Genomic DNA, 18,812 nt, shown 5'->3' with positions numbered 1-18,812 from the left:
CCGAGCGGCTTCCTAGCGTGCTGCCCATGCGAATCGGAATTCTCGGAACCGGGAACATGGCGGATGCCCTCGGTACACAGTGGCGGCGGGCCGGACACGAGGTGACGACGGGTGGCCGCCGGGACGGCGGGCTGCGGGCGGCGGCGGAACACGGCACCGACGCGGTGCTGCTCGCACTGCCCTACGAGGCGGTCGTGGACGTCGTCGCCGGGCTGGCGGACGTACTCCGCGGGCGCACGCTGATCGACTGCACCAACCCGGTCGGCCCGGGCTTCACCCTGCGCACGGGCGGCGGCCCCTCGGCGGCCGAACGCATCGCCGCCGCCGCGCCCGGCGCCCATGTCGTCAAGGCCTTCAACCTCTGCCACGTCGACGTCTGGCGGCTGACCCCGCCCGTCTTCGCCGGCCGCCCGCTGGCGGTGCCGCTGTGCGGCGACGACGAGGCGGCGCTCGCCGTCGTACGGCGCCTCGTCCGCGACCTCGGCTGTGTGCCGCTGTCCGCCGGCGGGCTGGAACGGGCCGGGCTCGTGGAGGCGACGGCGGCACTGCTGATCGGGCTGTGGGTGGGGGAGGATGCGGACGCCCAGGCCATCGCGCCGCCGCTGGAGTACGCCGGGCCGCGCGGCTAACCCCGGCCGCGCAGCGCGCACAGGGCGTCCACGCGGTTGGTGGTGATGGAGTCGACGCCCAGGTCGAGCAGGCGGCGCATGGCGCGGACGGTGTCCGGGGTCCAGACGGAGAGCAGATAGCCGTCGCGGTGGACGCGGGCGGCGAGGTCGCGGCCGACCAGACCGAAGCGGTAGTTGAGCCAGCGCGGGCGCACCGCGTCCAGCAGCGCGGGCCGCGGCGGCGCCAGCGTCGTCCAGGTCAGGGCGATCTCGGCGGCCGGGTCGGCGGTGCGCACCGCGAGCATCGCGGCGGCGCCCGCGCAGTAGTACACCCGGTCCTCGGCATGGCAGTCGCGGACCACGTCCACCACCCGGCGGGCCGCCCGCACGTCCGGGGTGCCGGGCAGGTCCAGCATCACCCGGCTGCCCTCCGTCGCCGCCAGCGCCGCGGCCAGCGTCGGCACCTGCTCCGCCGTCACCTCGTTCAACTCGGCCGCCGTCAGCGCCAGTACGGGCTTGTCCAGCTCCCAGAGCCGTTTCAGCGTCTCGTCGTGCAGCAGCACCGGGACGCCGTCCCGGGTCAGCCGTACGTCGATCTCGACCGCGTCCGCGCCCAGTTCGAGTGCGATGCGCAGCGAGCGCAGGGTGTTCTCGCGGGCCAGGTACGGGGCGCCGCGGTGGGCGACGGCGGTCACGTTGCGCATGGGTCCATTGTGTCGGGCCCATGCGCGGGCGCGAGTGGGGGTGCGGGCGCGGGTCAGGGTGCGAGGCGGCGGGCCGTGTGGCTGTCGGTGTACGCGTCGATCTCGGCGGCCAGCCGGGCCTTGCCGGCCGGGTCGAGGAAGGACGCCTCGACGGCGTTCTTCGCCAGGTCGGCGAGGCCGCGCTCGTCCAGGTCGAGGAGGCGGGCGGCGACCGCGTACTCGGTGTTCAGGTCGGTGCCGAACATCGGCGGGTCGTCGGAGTTGATCGTGACGAGGACGCCGGCGCGGACGAACTCCCGGATGGGGTGCTCGTCCAGGGTGCGGACCGCGCGGGTGGCGATGTTCGAGGTCGGGCAGACCTCCAGCGCGATGCGGTGCTCGGCGAGGTGCGCGAGCAGCTTCTCGTCCCGGGCGGAGCTGGTGCCGTGGCCGATGCGCTCGGCACGCAGGTGGGTGAGGGCGTCCCAGACCGTCTGCGGGCCGGTCGTCTCGCCCGCGTGCGGCACGGACCGCAGGCCAGCGGCGATCGCACGGTCGAAGTACGGCTTGAACTGCGGGCGCGGTACGCCGATCTCCGGGCCGCCGAGGCCGAAGGAGACCAGGCCCTCCGGGCGGATGCGGTCGTCGGTCGCGAGCCGGGTCGTCTCCTCGGCCGCCTCCAGGCCCGCCTCGCCGGGGATGTCGAAGCACCAGCGCAGGACGGTGCCGAACTCGGCCTCGGCCGCCTTGCGGGCGTCCTCAATCGCGTCCATGAACGCCTTCTCGTCGATGCCGCGGCGGGTGGAGGAGAAGGGGGTGATGGTCAGTTCGGCGTAGCGCACCTGCTGGCGGGCGAGGTCGCGGGCGATCTCGTAGGTGAGGAGGCGGACGTCCTCCGGGGTGCGGATGAGGTCGACGACCGACAGGTACACCTCGATGAAGTGCGCGAAGTCCGTGAAGGTGAAGTAGTCGACCAGGGCCTCGGGGTCCGTCGGCACCTTCGAGTCCGGGTGGCGGGCGGCCAGTTCGGCGACGATGCGGGGGGAGGCGGAGCCGACGTGGTGGACGTGCAGTTCGGCCTTCGGCAGGCCGGCGATGAAGTCGCCTGCGGCGGTGGGGGGTGTGGTGAGGCGGTGGCTGTCGGGCACGGGTTCCTCCCCGGGAAGGCGTCCGCCCTCCGGGGTGAGGGAGGGTGGGCGCGGTGATCGGCTGATCGGTGGGTCGGGGTCATCGTAGGACGGGGGTGGGTGGGTGCGATTCGTGGGTGGATGCGATTCGTGGGTTCGTGTGGGGGCGTTGTGGCTGGTCGCGCAGTTCCCCGCGCCCCTTGGGTGGGTGGGGGTGTCCGCCGTGGGTCGTGCGGGTTCGTGGGGGCTGGGCGCGCAGTTCCCCGCGCCCCCTGGGGTGGGGTTCCGTGGCCCTGGATGGGTTCGCGCCGTGGGGGTGGACGTAGCATGACGGGACGCACGACCAGAGGGGGATTCCGCGCATGTCCGACGACAGGCAGCCGCCGGCAGCGCCGGAGCACGGCACCGCGCAGGGCTCGACGCCGTCGCACGGTGAGGCCGTACGGGATCCCTGGGCGCCGCCGCCGGAGCCGAAGGTGGGGTTGCGGAAGGACGCGGCGTCGCCGCCGGTGAGCGGTGGTGATGCCGGCGGGCCGGGGGACACGCTCGCCTCCGGAACTCCCGTGGCACCGCCCGTGCACGAGCAGCAGACGATCACCTCGCTGCCCAGCGAGGGGTGGGCGGCGCCGACCGTGCCGCCGAGTCCCGGCGGGCCGCCGGCCGGTATGGGCAACCCTTTCGCACCGCCGGTCCCGCCCGTTCAGGAGGGGCAGGTTCCGCCGCCTCCGATCGGGCCGGAGGGCCCGGGGCAGATGCCGTACGGCTACGCGCCGGCAGCGGCACCCGGACCGGCACCGACGTCCGTCGGCGGCGGGTACTACGGCTGGCCGGGTGTGGTCCCGATGCCCGCCAACGGGATGGGGACGACCGGGCTGGTGCTCGGCATCGTCGCGGCGGTGGTGTTCTGTCTGTGGCCGGTGGCCATCATCCTCGGCGTCCTGGGCGTGATCTTCGGCGCGATCGGTCGCGGGAAGGCGAACCGGGGCGAGGCCACGAACGGCGGGCAGGCTCTGGCGGGGATCATCTGCGGTGCCGGCGGGGTCGTGCTCGGCATCGCGGTGGGCGTGCTGGTGTTCGCGACCCGGTGATGCCGTACGGCGCCTCGCGTCCCACCCGCCGTAAGAGGCCCCGTAGGACGTCGTAGGAGAGTCGAAAGAGAAGGGGGCGGCCCCGCCGCCCTGCACCCCCGCCTTACGCCCTCGCCTTACGCCCCCGTCCCCGCCCCCGCCCGCAGTCTCCCCCGCGCCTCCATCAGCGCGAACCCCAGCAGGTTCAGACCCCGCCACCGCTCCGGATCCGCCGCGGCCTCGTCGTCCGCGGCGAGGCCGATGCCCCAGACCCGGTCCACCGGGCTGGCCTCCACCAGCACCCGCTCCCCGGTGTTCAGCAGAAACTCCCGCAGATCCTCGTGCGCGGCGAACTTCCGGACACTGCCCTCGACCACGATGCCGAACCGCTCCAGCTCCCAGACGCCCTCGTCGAACCCCCGGACCAGTCGCCCCGCCTTCTTCGCCTCCGCCGGTTGCACCGCTGCCAGCACCCGCCGCTCCGCCTCCGCGTCGTCGAACAGGCGGGCCTTGGCGGCCATCATCCAGTGCTCCGCCGTCGCGTACTCCACCCCGTCGACGGTGAAGGGGGAGGGCCACCACTGGCTCAGGCAACTCGCGCCGATCCGCCCGTCCGGCCGCGGGCGGTGTCCCCAGAAGTGCAGATACTTCACCCGGGAGCCCGCCCTGACCTGCTTGACCAGGGCATCCCGCGAGTCGATCTTCTCCATGCACGGCAGTGTCGCAGCCACCACTGACATTCCGTCCCCGGTTTTTCGCGTCGACTCGACACCTGGTCGACAGATTCCGTCGCGTAACCAAAAGGCAACAACGGAATCACTTGTTGGAGTCCCCGTGCTCTGTCAGGATCGGCACTCAAATCGAGCTGGAGCTACGCCACCCACCCCCCTGGACACCCTCGTCGGCGGGGCCTCGGCGGAGGAGAGCGACATGCACAACCCGGGCACCACCACCCCGGAACGATTTCCCGCACAGGACCGCTTCGCGGCGGGCGCGCAGTACATCGGCGGCAGACTGACCCAGGGCACCTCAGGCCGTACGCACACCGTCGTCGACCCGGCCACGGGCGCGGAGGTCCTGACCTACGCCCTCGCGAGCACCGACGACGTCGACGCCGCCGTGGCCGCCGCGCGCGCCGCCTTCCCGGGCTGGGCCGGGGCCACCCCCGGCGAGCGGTCCGACGCGCTGCACCGGCTGGCCGGCGTCCTCGCCGACCGCGCCGAGGAGTTCGCCCGCGCGGAGTCCCTCCAGTGCGGCAAACCGCTCAAGCTCACCCGCGAGTTCGACGTGCCGGGCACCATCGACAACACCGCCTTCTTCGCGGGCGCCGCCCGGCACCTGCAGGGGCAGTCGGCCGGGGAGTACTCCGGCGACCACACCTCGTACGTCCGCCGGGAACCCATCGGTGTCGTCGGCTCGATCGCGCCCTGGAACTACCCCCTCCAGATGGCCGCCTGGAAGATCCTCCCGGCGATCGCGGCGGGCAACACCATCGTGCTGAAGCCCGCCGAGCTGACCCCGCTGACCTCCCTGCTCTTCGCGGAGGCGGTCACCGAGGCCGGGATCCCGGACGGGGTCGTCAACATCGTCACCGGCACCGGGAAGGAGGCGGGCGAGCATCTCGTCGGGCACCCCGACGTCGCCATGACCTCCTTCACCGGCTCCACCCCGGTCGGCAAGCGGGTCGCCGAGATCGCCACCGCCACCGTCAAGCGGCTCCACCTGGAGCTGGGCGGCAAGGCGCCGTTCGTCGTCTTCGACGACGCCGACCTGGAGGCGGCCGTCCACGGCGCGGTCGCGGGCGCGCTCATCAACACCGGGCAGGACTGCACGGCCGCCACGCGCGCGTATGTGCAGCGTTCGCTGTACGAAGAGTTCGTCACGCGCACCGCCGCCCTCATGGAGACCGTCCGCCTCGGCGACCCGTTCGCCGAGGGAACGGACCTCGGCCCGCTGATCTCGCACGTCCAGCGGGACCGGGTGGCCGGGTTCGTCGACCGGGCGCGGGCCTACGCGCGCGTGGTCACCGGCGGCGAGGCACCTCAGGGCGAGCTGAAGGACGGCGCCTACTACCGGCCCACCCTCGTGGTCGACGCGCCCCAGGACAGCGAGATCGTCCAGTCCGAGATCTTCGGTCCGGTCCTGGTCGTCCTGCCCTTCGACAGCGACGACGAGGGCATCGCGCTCGCCAACGACACGCCGTACGGCCTCGCCGCCTCCGCGTGGAGCCGGGACGTCTACCGGGCGAACCGCGCCACCCGCGAGATCAAGGCGGGCTGCGTGTGGGTCAACGACCACATCCCGATCATCAGCGAGATGCCCCACGGCGGCTACAAGGCGTCCGGCTTCGGCAAGGACATGTCCGCGTACTCGTTCGAGGAGTACACGCAGATCAAGCACGTCATGTTCGACAACACGGCGGTGGCCCGCAAGGACTGGCACCGCACGATCTTCGGGGACCGATAGCACCCAGGCCGCCTGACCCGCGGCCGCCCGACCTCCCGAAAGGGCACCAACGCGCATGGAGCAGTACGAGCCCGACCGCCTGTCCCCGGCCCAAGTGGCCGCCATGCGGCGCAGCTTCCGGAACGGCAGGGCCGCGCTCAGCCGCCGTTCCCTGCTGCGCGCCACCACCGGCGGCGCGCTCGCGGCCGGCGGTCTGGGGGCGCTGAGCGCCTGCGGCATCCCGCCGGCGGCGAAGACCTCCGGGGTCTCGTCCGAGGACCACTCGGCCAAGGAGAAGACCGTCCACTTCTCCAACTGGACCGAGTACATGGACGTCGACGAGAGCGAGAAGCACCACCCGACGCTCGACGAGTTCAAGCGGCGCACCGGCATCACGGTCAAGTACACCGAGGACATCAACGACAACGTCGAGTTCTTCGGCAAGATCAAGCCGCAGCTGGCGGCCGGCCAGCCCACCGGCCGCGACCTCATCTGCGTCACCGACTGGCTCGCCGCGCGCCTGATCCGCTTCGGGTGGGTCCAGAAACTGGACCCGTCCAACCTGCCCACCGCCTACGCCAACCTGTCCCAGCAGTTCCGCAGCCCCGACTGGGACCCGGGACGGGCGTACTCGTACCCCTGGACCGGCATCTCCACGGTCATCGCCTACAACAAGAAGGCGCTCGACGGCGTCGAGGTGAAGTCCGTCTCGGACATGCTCGACAACCCCAAGCTCAAGGGCCGGGTCGGCTTCCTGTCCGAGATGCGCGACAGCGTCGGCATGACCCTGCTCGACATGGGCAAGGACCCCGGCAAGTTCACCGACGACGACTTCGACGCGGCCATCGCCCGTATGCAGAGGGCCGTCGACAAGGGCCAGATCCGCCGCTTCACCGGCAACGACTACACCTCGGACCTCACCAAGGGCGACCTCGCGGCCTGTCTCGCGTGGGCCGGTGACGTCGTCCAGCTCAAGGCGGACAGCCCGGACGTCGACTTCCTCATCCCCGACAGCGGTTACATGACGTCGACGGACAACCTGCTCGTGCCGAACAAGGCCCGGCACAAGACCAACGCCGAGCGGCTCATCGACTACTACTACGAGCCCCGCCCGGCCGCCCAGCTCGCCGCGTACATCAACTACGTGTGTCCCGTCGACGGGGTGAAGGAAGAGCTGGCGAAGATCGACGAGGACGCGGCGAACAACCCGCTGATCCTCCCCGACAAGTCCATGGCCGCCAAGTCCCGGGCCTTCCGCTCCCTGAGCGCGAAGGAAGAGACGGCCTACGAAGAGAAGTTCGCGAAGCTCACAGGGGCGTGACGACGATGACGACGACCAACGACAGCGGCGACGTCCGCCTCACCGGTATCAGCAAGACCTACGGCTCCTTCACCGCCGTCCACCCGCTCGACCTGACCGTCCCCGAGGGCTCCTTCTTCGCCCTCCTCGGCGCCTCCGGCTGCGGCAAGACCACCACCCTGCGGATGATCGCCGGCCTGGAGGAGCCCACCAGCGGCACCGTCTTCCTCGGCGACCAGGACGTGACCCGGCTGCCGCCGTACAAGCGGCCGGTGAACACGGTCTTCCAGTCCTACGCCCTCTTCCCGCACCTCGACATCTTCGAGAACGTCGCCTTCGGTCTGCGCCGGCGCGGCATCAAGAGCGTGAAGAAGCAGGTCGACGAGATGCTGGACCTCGTCCAGCTCGGCGAGCACGCGCGCAAGAAGCCGCACCAGCTCTCCGGCGGCCAGCAGCAGCGCGTCGCGGTCGCCCGCGCCCTGATCAACCACCCCAAGGTGCTGCTCCTCGACGAGCCGCTCGGCGCCCTCGACCTCAAGCTGCGCCGCCAGATGCAGCTGGAACTCAAGCGCATCCAGACCGAGGTCGGCATCACCTTCGTACACGTCACGCACGACCAGGAGGAGGCCATGACCATGGCCGACACGGTCGCCGTGATGAACGCGGGCCGCGTCGAGCAACTGGGCGCCCCCGCCGACCTCTACGAGAACCCGAAGACCACCTTCGTCGCCAACTTCCTCGGCACCTCCAACCTCATCGAGGCCGAGGTGGACGCCGCCGGCGGCGACGAGATCGTGCTGAGGGCGGGCGGCGGCAAGCTGTCCCTGCCGTCCCGGCGGTGCAGCGCCCCCACGGCGACCGGCGGCAAGGTGCTGGTCGGCGTACGGCCCGAGAAGATCTCCCTCACGCACGCCGACGACGCGGGGGAGATCCCGGACGGCCGCAACCGGGTCACCGGCCGCATCGCCGACGCCAGCTTCATCGGCGTCTCCACCCAGTACGTGGTGGACAGCCCGGCGGGCGCCGCGCTCCAGGTCTACGTCCAGAACGTCGACCGCGACGCCCGGCTCGCGCCCGGCGCCGAGGTCGTCCTGCACTGGAACCCGGCGCACACCTTCGGTCTCGACGCGGCCCAGGACATCCAGGCCGGCGTGGAGAAGGTAGAGCCTCAAGAGGGGGTAGTCGCCTGATGGCCGCCGTCACCGAGGCGCCACCGCCCCTCGCGCCACCCGCCCCCGAGAAGAAGCCCCCGCGCAGGCGGGGCCGCTGGATGCCGTATCTGCTGCTGCTCCCCGGCATCCTGTGGCTGCTGGTCTTCTTCGCGCTGCCGATGGTCTACCAGGCCTCGACGTCCGTGCAGACCGGCTCCCTCGAAGAGGGATACAAGGTCACCTGGCACTTCGCCACCTACTGGGACGCGCTGTCCGAGTACTGGCCGCAGTTCCTGCGCTCGGTGCTGTACGCCGGGGCCGCGACGGTGCTGTGTCTGCTGCTGGGCTACCCGCTGGCGTATCTGATCGCCTTCCGCGCGGGCCGCTGGAAGCACCTGATCATGATCCTGGTGATCGCGCCGTTCTTCACCAGCTTCCTGATCCGCACCCTGGCCTGGAAGACGATCCTCGCGGACGGCGGCCCGGTCGTCGGCGCGCTCGACGCGCTGCACGTCCTGGACGTCACCGGCTGGCTCGGCGTGACCTCGGGCGACCGGGTGCTGGCCACGCCGCTCGCGGTGGTGTGCGGTCTGACGTACAACTTCCTGCCGTTCATGATCCTGCCCCTCTACACCTCGCTGGAGCGGATCGACGGCCGGCTGCACGAGGCGGCGGGCGACCTGTACGCCAAGCCCTTCACCACCTTCCGCAAGGTGACCTTCCCGCTGTCGATGCCGGGTGTCGTCTCCGGCACGCTGCTGACCTTCATCCCGGCCGCCGGCGACTACGTCAACGCGGACCTGCTCGGCTCCACCGACACCCGCATGATCGGCAATGTCATCCAGTCGCAGTTCCTGCGGATCCTGGACTATCCGACGGCCGCCGCCCTGTCGTTCATCCTGATGTTCGCGATCCTCATCATGGTCACGTTCTACATCCGCAGGTCCGGGACGGAGGATCTGGTTTAAATGGCCTTCGTCGACTGGCTCAAGCGCCGTCTCGTCGTCATCGCGGGACTGTTCACGCTCGCCTATCTGCTGCTGCCCAACGTCGTCGTCACGGTGTTCTCCTTCAACGACCCGAAGGGCCGCTTCAACTACGAGTGGCAGAAGTTCTCCACGGACGCCTGGACGGATCCGTGCGGGGTCGCCGATCTGTGCGGCTCGCTCTCGCTCAGCCTCCAGATCGCGTTCTGGGCGACGCTCGGCGCGACCGCGCTGGGCACGGCGATCGCGTTCGCGCTGGTGCGGTACCGCTTCCGCGCCCGCGGCGCCGTCAACTCGCTGATCTTCCTGCCCATGGCGATGCCCGAGGTGGTGATGGCGGCCTCGCTGCTGACCCTCTTCCTCAACATGGGCGTCCAGCTGGGCTTCTGGACGATTCTCATCGCCCACATCATGTTCTGCCTCAGCTTCGTCGTGACGGCCGTCAAGGCGCGCGTCATGTCGATGGACCCGAGGCTGGAGCAGGCCGCGCAGGACCTCTACGCCGGCCCGTTCCAGACGTTCATCCGGGTCACCCTGCCGATCGCGGCACCCGGAATCGCCGCGGGCGCGCTGCTCGCCTTCGCGCTCTCCTTCGACGATTTCATCATCACCAATTTCAACGCGGGCTCCACCGTCACCTTCCCCATGTTCGTGTGGGGTTCGGCGCAGCGCGGCACGCCCGTGCAGATCAACGTCATCGGCACGGCCATGTTCGTCCTCGCCGTGCTGTTCGTTCTCGTCTCGATGCTCATCGGTAATCGCCGCACCAAGCAAAAGGCATAGAGCCCTTGTAGGGAGTTGAAATCATGGCCCCAAGCGCCATGAGCCGTGGCAGTGACAACAAGTCCGACTGGACGAAGTCCCTTTCCGAAGCCCAGCCGGTCCCGTACTGGCTGGACGACCCCGGCAGACCCCGCCCCGAGCCCGCGCTGACCGGCGCCGAGACCTGCGACCTGCTGGTCGTCGGCGGCGGCTACAGCGGACTGTGGACCGCGCTCATCGCCAAGGAGCGCGATCCGCAGCGGGACGTGGTGCTGCTGGAGGGCCGCGAGGTGGGCTGGGCCGCCTCGGGCCGCAACGGCGGCTTCTGCGCCGCCTCCCTCACCCACGGGCTGCCCAACGGGCTGACCCGCTGGCCGGACGAGATCCACAAGCTGGAGGAGCTGGGCGCCCGCAACCTCGACGAGATCGAGAAGGCGGTCGCCCGGCACGGCATCGACTGCGACTTCGAACGCACCGGCGAGATCGACGTCGCCACCGAGACGTACCAGGCGTGGGAACTGCGCGACTGGTACGAGCGGATGGAGCGCGAGGGCCTGGCCGACGGGGTCGAGTACCTGGACGCCGACGCGGTCCGCGCGCAGGTGAACTCGCCCACCTTTCAGGCGGGCCTGTGGGACAAGCGGGGCGTGGCCATGCTGAACCCCGCCAAGCTCGCCTGGGGCCTCAAGCGGGCCTGCGTGAACCTCGGCGTGCGCGTCTACGAGCACACGCCCGCGCTCACGCTGAAGCCCTACGGCGCGGGCATGGCCGTACGCAGCCCCTACGGCCGGGTCCGCGCCCGCAGGGTCGCGCTCGGCACCAACATCTTCCCCAGCCTCGTGAAGCGGGTGAGGCACTACACGGTCCCCGTCTACGACTACGCCCTGATGACCGAGCCCCTCACGGACGAACAGCTCGCCGCCATCGGCTGGCGGAACCGGCAGGGCCTCGGCGACAGCGCCAACCAGTTCCACTACTTCCGGCTGTCCGCCGACAACCGGATCCTGTGGGGCGGCTACGACGCGATCTACCCGTACGGCGGCCGGGTGCGCGCCGAGTACGACGACCGCCCGGAGACCTACGCCAAGCTCGCCGGGCACTTCTTCACCTGCTTCCCGCAGCTGGAGGGCGTCCGCTTCACCCACGCGTGGGGCGGCGCGATCGACACCTGCTCGCGGTTCTCCGCGTTCTTCGGCACCGCCCACCAGGGCAAGGTGGCGTACGCGGCGGGCTATACGGGGCTCGGCGTGGGCGCGACCCGCTTCGGCGCCGAGGTGATGCTGGACCTGCTGGCGGGGGAGCGCACCGAGCGGACCGAACTGGAGATGGTCCGCAAGAAGCCGCTGCCGTTCCCGCCGGAGCCGTTCGCCTGGACCGGGATCGCGCTCACCAAGTGGTCGCTGGCCCGGGCGGACGCCCACGGCGGGCGACGCAATCTGTGGCTGCGCACCATGGACCGGCTGGGGCTGGGCTTCGACAGCTGACCCGACCGCCGGCCTGTGACGCGGGTCACCGCAAAGAGCGGGCCGAACTCGCGTAATGCTCGGGCCGCGACCTCCCTCTCCCTCGTGGACGTGCACGCGTCCACGAGAGGACAGGAAGGTCTTTTCCATGACTGGGGCAAAGACGGCCGTCGAGTGGCTGTCATCCGTCGCACCGGATCCCGACGCCTGCCGCTGGGAGTGGGAGCGCAACCCCCTCGGGGTCACGCTGCTGCCCGCGGGCAAGGCCTGGGACGTCCTGATCCTGCCGGGGGAGCTGGGCTATCCGACGCTGGACGTGCTCACCCGCATCCTCGACCGGCCCGGCCCGGTGCTCGCGGACTTCGGCGACGCCCGGATGGGCTTCTTCGTGCCGCCGGGCACCGCGGCCCGCTGGCTCGGCACCGGCATCCGCACCGCCGGGGCCGGCACCTGGATCGTCGTGCCGTACCCGGGCCGGTCCACCGGCGGGGTGCGCTGGCTGGTGCCGCCGGACGGGTCCGGGACCCTCACCGATCCGGCGCTGCTGGAACTGGCGATGCACGAGGCGGCGGCGGGCCTGGCCACCGAGGACGACCGGTCCTAGCCCTTGACACGGTGATTGGTCTGGACCAAGTTGTGAGCGCTCCACCCCTCCAATTCCCCCACCTCCGGAGGCACTTGTGGACCGCGCACGCTTCGGACGCGTCAGACCCCTCGCCCTGCTCACCGCCGCGGCCCTGACCCTGCCCGGCACCGCCGCACTCTCCTCGGCCGCCCGTGCGGCCGACGCGGACCTCCTGCGCAACGGAGGCTTCGAGGCCGGCCTCGACGGCTGGACCTGCACGGCCGGCACGACCGTCGGCTCACCGGTGCGCAGCGGCACCTCCGCCCTGCGCGCGACCCCAGACGGCGGCGACAACGCCCGCTGCTCCCAGACCGTGACCGTGCGACCCGACTCCACGTACACCCTCACGGGTCACGTCCGCGGCTCCTACGTCCACCTCGGCGCGTCCGGCACCGGCACCACCGACGTTTCCACCTGGACCCAGTCCGCCACCGACTGGCAGCAGCTCACCACCACCTTCCGCACCGGCCCGTCGACCACCCGCGTCACCGTCTACACCCACGGCTGGTACGGCACGGGCGCCTACCACGCCGACGACCTCTCCCTCACCGGCCCCGGCACCGGCCCCGCCCAGCCGCCCGCCGCCCCGGCCGGCCTGAAGACCGAAGCGGTCACCGCGAGTTCGGTCACCCTGGCCTGGACGGCCGTCCCCGGCGCCACCGGCTACGCCGTCTACCGCGACGGCGCCAAGGTCCGGACGGTCACCGGCACCTCCACCACCGTGACCGGCCTCGCGCCCTCGACGGCGTACGCCTTCCAGGTCGCCGCCGTGAACGACGCGGGCGAGTCCGCGCGCTCGGCCACGGTCACCGCGACCACGGCACCCGGCTCCGGCGGCACCACCCCGGACCTGCCGCCCCACGCCCTGGTCGGCTACCTCCACGCCACCTTCGCCAACGGCTCCGGCTACACCCGCCTCGCCGACGTCCCCGACAGCTGGGACGTCATCGACCTGGCCTTCGGCGAGCCGACCTCCGTCACCTCGGGCGACATCCGCTTCACCCGCTGCCCCGTCACCGAGTGCCCGAACGTCGAGTCGGACGCCGAGTTCAAGGCGGCCATCAAGGCCAAGCAGGCGGCCGGCAAGAAGGTGCTGATCTCCATCGGCGGCCAGAACGGCCAGGTGCGGCTGACGACGACCGCCGCCCGCGACACCTTCGTCGCATCGGTCTCGAAGATCATCGACGAGTACGGCCTGGACGGCCTCGACATCGACTTCGAGGGCCACTCCCTCTCTCTCGACGCCGACGACACCGACTTCAGGAACCCCAGGACCCCGGTGATCGTGAACCTGATCTCCGCCCTGAAGACCCTGAAGGCCAGGTACGGCGACGACTTCGCCCTGACGATGGCCCCGGAGACCTTCTTCGTCCAGCTCGGCTACCAGTACTACGGCACCGGCAAGTGGGGCGGCCAGGACCCGCGCGCCGGAGCGTACCTCCCGGTCGTCCACGCCCTGCGCGACGACCTGACGCTCCTGCACGTCCAGGACTACAACTCGGGCCCGATCATGGGCCTCGACAACCAGTACCACTCCATGGGCGGCGCCGACTTCCACATCGCCATGACCGACATGCTGCTCACCGGCTTCCCCGTCGCGGGCGACCCGGACAAGTTCTTCCCGCCCCTGCGCCCCGACCAGGTCGCCATCGGCATGCCGGCCACCACGAACGCGGGCAACGGCTACGTGTCCCCGGCCGAGGTGGTGAAGACCCTGGACTGCCTGACGAGAAAGGCGAACTGCGGCTCGTACGCCACCCACGGCACCTGGCCGGACCTGCGCGGCCTGATGACCTGGTCGATCAACTGGGACCGGTTCGGCGGCTGGGAGTTCCAGCGGACGTTCGACGGCTACTTCCGCTGAGCGGCCACCACAGCAGTCCGAGGAGCACGGCCGACAGACACCAGCTCGCCACCACGTCCAGCGGCCAGTGATAGCCCTGCCGTACCAGTCCGAAGCTCACGCAGAGGATCAGCGCGGTGCTCAGCAGGATCAGGGTGCGGCGGGCGGCGGTGCGGCGCAGCCGGGGGAGGAGGAGCAGGGTCGCGCAGCCGTAGGCGATGGCGGCGGTGGCGGTGTGGCCGGAGGGGTAGTAGCCCGTCGCGGGCGGGACGGCCGGGGTGCCCGGGCGGTCGGTCAGCACCTTGAGCGGGACGACGACCGCGGGGACCAGCGCCATGAGGACGGCCGCCGCGACGGACGGCCGCCACCAGTGGTCCGTACCGGTGGCGCGGGCGCGCCAAGCGGCACAGGCCGCCGCCACGGCCAGGACCGGGACGGCCACCGGCACGTTCCCGAGGTCGGCGAGGAGTTCGGAGATACGGTCCGGGTGGACGAGTGCGCGGCTCAGCCGCTCGTCCAGGCGGATCAGCGGACCGTCTACGACGACCTGCCAGGTGATCAGCGCGAAAAGGACCAGGGGCAGGAGCAGGAAAGGGGTCGGCCGCCCCGGAACAGGGGGGATGGTTCCGGGGCGGCCGAACGGACCGGAATGCCGCGCGCCCCGGGGGGTCTGGGGCGGGCGACCGTCCGATCGGTGAGGAGATCCGGAGCCGAAGGCCCCGGTGGTGTGCGCGAGGGCACGACCAGGTCGAAGCTGGGGAGGCCACGGCCTGGTGTCACCCACAGTCCCCTGTGGGCGGGGTGTATCTCTCATCTGCTGAGAACCTACGGCAGGTCCGGCGAGGAGGACAGCCGGAACGGCGTCCTGTCATCCACCTCGCACACCTTCTTCACACGCTCTGCCGCAGCCGCGTTTTTCGCTCAAATACGAGCGAACGCCTGCTCGATGATGTCGAGGCCCTCGCTCAGCAGATCGTCGCCGATGACCAGCGGCGGCAGGAAGCGCAGCACGTTGCCGTAGGTGCCACAGGTCAGGACCAGCAGGCCCTCGGCGTGGCAGGCCTTGGCGAGCGCGGCGGTCGCCTCCGGGTTCGGCTCCTTGGTGGCGCGGTCCTTGACCAGCTCGATGGCGATCATGGCGCCACGGCCGCGGACGTCGCCGATGATGTCGAACTTCTCGGCCATGGCACCGAGGCGCGACTTCATGATCGCCTCGATGTTCTTCGCCTTGGCGTTGAGGTCCAGCTCCTTCATCGTCTCGATCGCGCCGAGCGCACCCGCGCAGGCGACCGGGTTGCCGCCGTAGGTGCCGCCCAGGCCGCCCGCGTGCGCGGCGTCCATGATCTCGGCGCGGCCGGTCACCGCGGCCAGCGGCAGACCGCCGGCGATGCCCTTGGCGGTGGTGATCAGGTCCGGGACGATGCCCTCGTCCTCGCAGGCGAACCACTGGCCGGTGCGGCAGAAGCCGGACTGGATCTCGTCCGCGACGAAGACGATGCCGTTGTCGTTGGCGAACTTCACGATCGCCGGCAGGAAGCCCTTGGCCGGCTCGATGAAGCCGCCCTCGCCGAGCACCGGCTCGATGATGATCGCGGCCACGTTCTCCGCGCCGACCTGCTTGGTGATCTGGTCGATGGCCTGCTTGGCGGCCTCGGGGCCGGCGTTCTCCGGGCCGGTCGGCCAGCGGTAGCCGTAGGCGACCGGGACGCGGTAGACCTCGGGCGCGAACGGACCGAAGCCGTGCTTGTACGGCATGTTCTTCGCGGTCAGCGCCATCGTGAGGTTCGTACGGCCGTGGTAGCCGTGGTCGAACACGACGACCGCCTGGCGCTTGGTGTACGCGCGGGCGATCTTGACGGCGTTCTCGACGGCCTCGGCGCCCGAGTTGAACAGGGCGCTCTTCTTGGCGTGGTCACCCGGGGTCAGCTCCGCGAGGGCCTCGGCGACCTCCACGTAGCCCTCGTACGGGGTGACCATGAAACAGGTGTGGGTGAAGTCGGCGAGCTGCGCGGAGGCGCGGCGTACGACGGCCTCGGCGGAGGCGCCCACGGACGTCACGGCGATACCGGAGCCGAAGTCGATCAGACGGTTGCCGTCGACGTCCTCGATGATGCCGCCGCCGGCGCGCGCGGTGAACACCGGCAGCACGGAGCCCACGCCCGCGGCGACCGCGGCGGTACGGCGGGCCTGAAGCTCCTGCGACTTCGGGCCGGGGATGGCGGTGACGACGCGGCGCTCCTGCGGAACTGCGGTCATGAGGGCTCCTGGGGGTGTTTCCGGACGCTTGTCTTCTTTTCTCGCAGGTTAAGACGGGTGGGAGGGGGTGGGCATGCTCCATGTGGGCGTTGTCGGCGAAGCCGGTTGTCCGTCGTGGACATAGGCGGCCGGGGGCGGGCGGCCGTGGCGCGGGCAGGTCGCCGCCGGTGTGCCCCGCCGCGTCACCGGTGTCCCCGTCGGTGTGCCCCGCCGCGTCACCGGTGAACTCGCCCTGCCCGCGCGTTAGATTGACTCGCTGATGGTGCACAGGACGGACGCGAACGCGGACGCGGCGGCTGGTCAGGGGGCAAGGGCGATGGACAGCGACGGGACCCGGGACGCGCGGGGCACGCATGCCGAACCGGTGCCGCGTCCGGCACGGCCGCCGGAGACGCCGGAGACACCGGTGACGCCGGCGATGCCGGTGACGCCGCCCCGGCCCCCCGCGGCACCACCCGTCCCACCGCTTCCCGACGGCTCCGCCTTCCTGGCCTGGCTGCGCACCCCGCGCCCCGAGGCCGCGCCCGGCGTATGGCGGTTCGGACACCGGCCGCGGCCCGACGAGGAGCCCGAGGTGGTGCCCGGCCGGCAGCTTGCCGCCGGAGCGGTGATCGCGTTCCTGGTCGGCTGGCTGATCTGGTCGCTGCTGTGGAACGGCTACCTCGGCGGCTGGTGGCTGCTGCCGCTGTACGCGATGATCCCGGACTCCTGGGCCGAGCCGCACAGCTTCGCCGCCGTCGTGGTCGTCTACGCCTACTACGTGATCGTCGCCCTGATCATCCTGGTCGGCGTCGGCCGGCTGGGCCGCTGGGGCGAGCTGTGGCGCCGCTACGGCCCGCCTGCCTGGCGGCGCTCGGCCGCCCCGGAGAACCAGCGCCCGCCCGCCCCCGAGGAGGACCCCGCCGAGTTCCCCGCGCTGCGCGCCGCCGGGGCCGCCGACGCCGCCGACCGGCTCGCCACCGAGGCCCGCCAGGGCCTGATGCGGGACGTCGACCACGCCCGCATCACTCGCGCCTGGCACGGCGTCCGCAGTGGCCGGCACAGCCTGGCCACCTTCACCGGCGCCGTCCTGCGGGAGGGCTCCGCCGCCTGCCCGCACCCCTCCGGCGCCCGCGACCTGCCCGGCCGCCAGGCCCGGCACGACCTGCTCACCGGCCAGGTCCGGCTCGGCACCACCGCCGACGACCCCCGCAACCCCTACGCCTACCGCGGTACCGGCCTCGCCCTCGGCCCCGAACTGCTCGGCACCTCCCTGCTCGCCGTCGGCCCGGCCGGCTCCGGCAAGACCGGCACCCTGGTCCGCCCGCTCGCCGAGTCTTTGTGCCTGCACGCGCTGACCGGGCGGGCCGCCGTCGTGGTGGTCGGCGCGGCGGGCGCCGGACTCGGCCCGGCCGAGGCCTACGACGTCGTCGTCCGCATCGGCAACCCCGAGTCGATGTACGACCTGGACCTGTACGGCGGCACCACCGACCCCGACGAGGCCGCGGCCGTACTGGCCGAGGCCCTGGTGGGCGACCTCGCCGACCCGCACCCCGGCAGCGACAGCCGCCGCTCCACCACCGTCCTCGCCCAGCTCCTCGGCCCGTACCGCGCGGTCCACGGCCGCTTCCCGTCCGTACCCGAGCTGCGCGCGCTGCTCGACGGGGCGCCGGGCCCGCTCGCCGAGCTGCGCGCCGGTCTGGTGGAGGCCGGGCAGGAGTCGCTGCTGCGGGAGCTGGACGCGCGCGAGCGCCAGATGGCTCACCCGGGTGACGTCGGCGGGGTCCTGGCCGACCGGATCGCCCTGCTCGACCGCCCGGCGTTCGCGGGCTTCTTCGACACGTCCGGCCAGTCCCGGCCGTTCTCACTGAAGGCGCTCGACCACCCCGTCCGCGTCCGGATCGACCTGCCCGCGCGCGGCCACGCGGACGCCTCCCGGATCCTGGCCCGGCTGGTGCTCGCCCAGTTCACGGCGAGCGTGGCGGTACGGGAGGACCGCTCGCTGTTCGCCTGCATGATCCTCGACGACGCGACCGGCGTGGTGACACCGGAGGCGGTGCGCGGCATCCAGCGCCTGCGCTCCGCCAACGCGGGCGCGGTCCTCACGCTGCGCACCCTCGACGACGTACCGCGTCCGCTGCGCGGCCCGCTCCTCGGCGCCACCGGATGCCGGGTGGCCCTGTCCGGCCTCACCCCCTGGGACGGGCAGGACTTCGCCGAGGTGTGGGGCAAGGAGTGGACCGAGGCGCGGGACGTCACCGACCGGCAGATCATCGCGGAGACCCCCGCGGGGAAGGCCGTGCACATGTTGCGCCGGGTGATCACCGGCAAGGCGCCGACCGCGCGGGCGGTGACGGTGCGGCAGGTGGAGCGGGAGCGCTGGTCCGCGTCGGAGCTGGCGCACGCGGTGCCGCCGGGCCACGCGGTGCTCTCCCTGACGAACGTCAAGGGCGAGCACGCGCCGCCGCTGCTGGTGGACCTGCGGGGCTGACACGGCGCCCGGCGCTCATACGGTGA

Annotated in this window: 16 protein-coding genes; 11 read left to right on the top strand and 5 right to left on the bottom strand. The window is 71.7% G+C overall.

Annotated features, from left to right (window positions below; genetic code table 11):
* The first annotated feature begins 26 nt into the window (after positions 1 to 26).
* Positions 27 to 629, top strand: a complete 603-nt coding sequence (locus ACIG0D_RS21065) for an NADPH-dependent F420 reductase (RefSeq protein ID WP_399802934.1) — start codon at positions 27 to 29, stop codon at positions 627 to 629.
* Here ACIG0D_RS21065 and ACIG0D_RS21060 read toward each other — a convergent pair.
* Together ACIG0D_RS21060 and ACIG0D_RS21055 are read right to left on the bottom strand one after the other, a co-directional pair.
* Entirely contained in the window at positions 626 to 1,312 is a 687-nt protein-coding gene (locus ACIG0D_RS21060) for a glycerophosphodiester phosphodiesterase (protein WP_399802931.1), read from the bottom strand. The two genes, ACIG0D_RS21065 and ACIG0D_RS21060, sit on opposite strands and share 4 nt — an antisense overlap.
* A gap of 53 nt (positions 1,313 to 1,365) precedes the next feature.
* Entirely contained in the window at positions 1,366 to 2,505 is a 1,140-nt protein-coding gene (locus tag ACIG0D_RS21055; RefSeq protein ID WP_399803350.1) for an adenosine deaminase, read from the bottom strand.
* Between the two features lie 275 nt (positions 2,506 to 2,780).
* Between ACIG0D_RS21055 and ACIG0D_RS21050 the strand changes: the two genes are divergently transcribed.
* Complete coding sequence (locus ACIG0D_RS21050) at positions 2,781 to 3,506, top strand: DUF4190 domain-containing protein (protein WP_399803377.1); 726 nt, start codon at positions 2,781 to 2,783, stop codon at positions 3,504 to 3,506.
* A gap of 116 nt (positions 3,507 to 3,622) precedes the next feature.
* Here ACIG0D_RS21050 and ACIG0D_RS21045 read toward each other — a convergent pair whose 3' ends face one another.
* On the bottom strand, positions 3,623 to 4,195 hold the full coding sequence (locus ACIG0D_RS21045; protein WP_399802928.1) for an NADAR family protein: 573 nt from the start codon (positions 4,193 to 4,195) through the stop codon (positions 3,623 to 3,625).
* Between the two features lie 220 nt (positions 4,196 to 4,415).
* Here ACIG0D_RS21045 and ACIG0D_RS21040 point away from each other — a divergent pair, with 220 nt between their 5' ends.
* The 8 genes from ACIG0D_RS21040 (at position 4,416) to ACIG0D_RS21005 (ending at position 14,081) form a co-directional block, all read left to right on the top strand.
* On the top strand, positions 4,416 to 5,951 hold the full coding sequence (locus tag ACIG0D_RS21040; RefSeq protein ID WP_399802926.1) for a gamma-aminobutyraldehyde dehydrogenase: 1,536 nt from the start codon (positions 4,416 to 4,418) through the stop codon (positions 5,949 to 5,951).
* 55 nt (positions 5,952 to 6,006) lie between these two features.
* The gene (locus tag ACIG0D_RS21035) at positions 6,007 to 7,251 is read left to right on the top strand and encodes a spermidine/putrescine ABC transporter substrate-binding protein (RefSeq protein ID WP_399802923.1); all 1,245 of its coding nucleotides are present in this window, start codon (positions 6,007 to 6,009) and stop codon (positions 7,249 to 7,251) included.
* On the top strand, positions 7,248 to 8,420 hold the full coding sequence (locus ACIG0D_RS21030) for an ABC transporter ATP-binding protein (protein WP_399802920.1): 1,173 nt from the start codon (positions 7,248 to 7,250) through the stop codon (positions 8,418 to 8,420). The genes ACIG0D_RS21035 and ACIG0D_RS21030 overlap by 4 nt, the downstream gene beginning before the upstream one ends.
* Positions 8,420 to 9,349, top strand: coding sequence for an ABC transporter permease (locus ACIG0D_RS21025; RefSeq protein ID WP_399802918.1), 930 nt, complete (start codon positions 8,420 to 8,422; stop codon positions 9,347 to 9,349). Before ACIG0D_RS21030 ends, ACIG0D_RS21025 begins: the two co-directional genes overlap by 1 nt.
* Complete coding sequence (locus ACIG0D_RS21020; RefSeq protein WP_399802915.1) at positions 9,350 to 10,150, top strand: ABC transporter permease; 801 nt, start codon at positions 9,350 to 9,352, stop codon at positions 10,148 to 10,150.
* 23 nt (positions 10,151 to 10,173) lie between these two features.
* Positions 10,174 to 11,613, top strand: a complete 1,440-nt coding sequence (locus ACIG0D_RS21015; protein WP_399802912.1) for an NAD(P)/FAD-dependent oxidoreductase — start codon at positions 10,174 to 10,176, stop codon at positions 11,611 to 11,613.
* 127 nt (positions 11,614 to 11,740) lie between these two features.
* Entirely contained in the window at positions 11,741 to 12,196 is a 456-nt protein-coding gene (locus ACIG0D_RS21010) for a hypothetical protein (RefSeq protein ID WP_399802909.1), read from the top strand.
* A 76-nt stretch (positions 12,197 to 12,272) separates the two neighbouring features.
* The gene (locus ACIG0D_RS21005) at positions 12,273 to 14,081 is read left to right on the top strand and encodes a chitinase (protein ID WP_399802906.1); all 1,809 of its coding nucleotides are present in this window, start codon (positions 12,273 to 12,275) and stop codon (positions 14,079 to 14,081) included.
* Here the strand turns inward: ACIG0D_RS21005 and ACIG0D_RS21000 are convergent.
* Positions 14,020 to 14,874, bottom strand: a complete 855-nt coding sequence (locus ACIG0D_RS21000) for a phosphatase PAP2 family protein (RefSeq protein WP_399802903.1) — start codon at positions 14,872 to 14,874, stop codon at positions 14,020 to 14,022. The two genes, ACIG0D_RS21005 and ACIG0D_RS21000, sit on opposite strands and share 62 nt — an antisense overlap.
* A gap of 107 nt (positions 14,875 to 14,981) precedes the next feature.
* The gene (gene gabT, locus ACIG0D_RS20995; protein WP_399802901.1) at positions 14,982 to 16,316 is read right to left on the bottom strand and encodes a 4-aminobutyrate--2-oxoglutarate transaminase; all 1,335 of its coding nucleotides are present in this window, start codon (positions 16,314 to 16,316) and stop codon (positions 14,982 to 14,984) included.
* Positions 16,317 to 16,632: 316 nt separating this feature from the next.
* On the opposite strand from gabT, the gene ACIG0D_RS20990 reads away from it, so the two are divergent.
* On the top strand, positions 16,633 to 18,786 hold the full coding sequence (locus ACIG0D_RS20990; RefSeq protein WP_399802899.1) for an ATP-binding protein: 2,154 nt from the start codon (positions 16,633 to 16,635) through the stop codon (positions 18,784 to 18,786).
* The last annotated feature ends 26 nt before the right edge of the window (positions 18,787 to 18,812 follow it).

Origin of the sequence: Streptomyces sp. NPDC052773, from assembly GCF_044547145.1 — a bacterium.
GTDB lineage: Bacteria > Actinomycetota > Actinomycetes > Streptomycetales > Streptomycetaceae > Streptomyces.
This window is presented reverse-complemented; position numbering and strand designations above follow the sequence as displayed.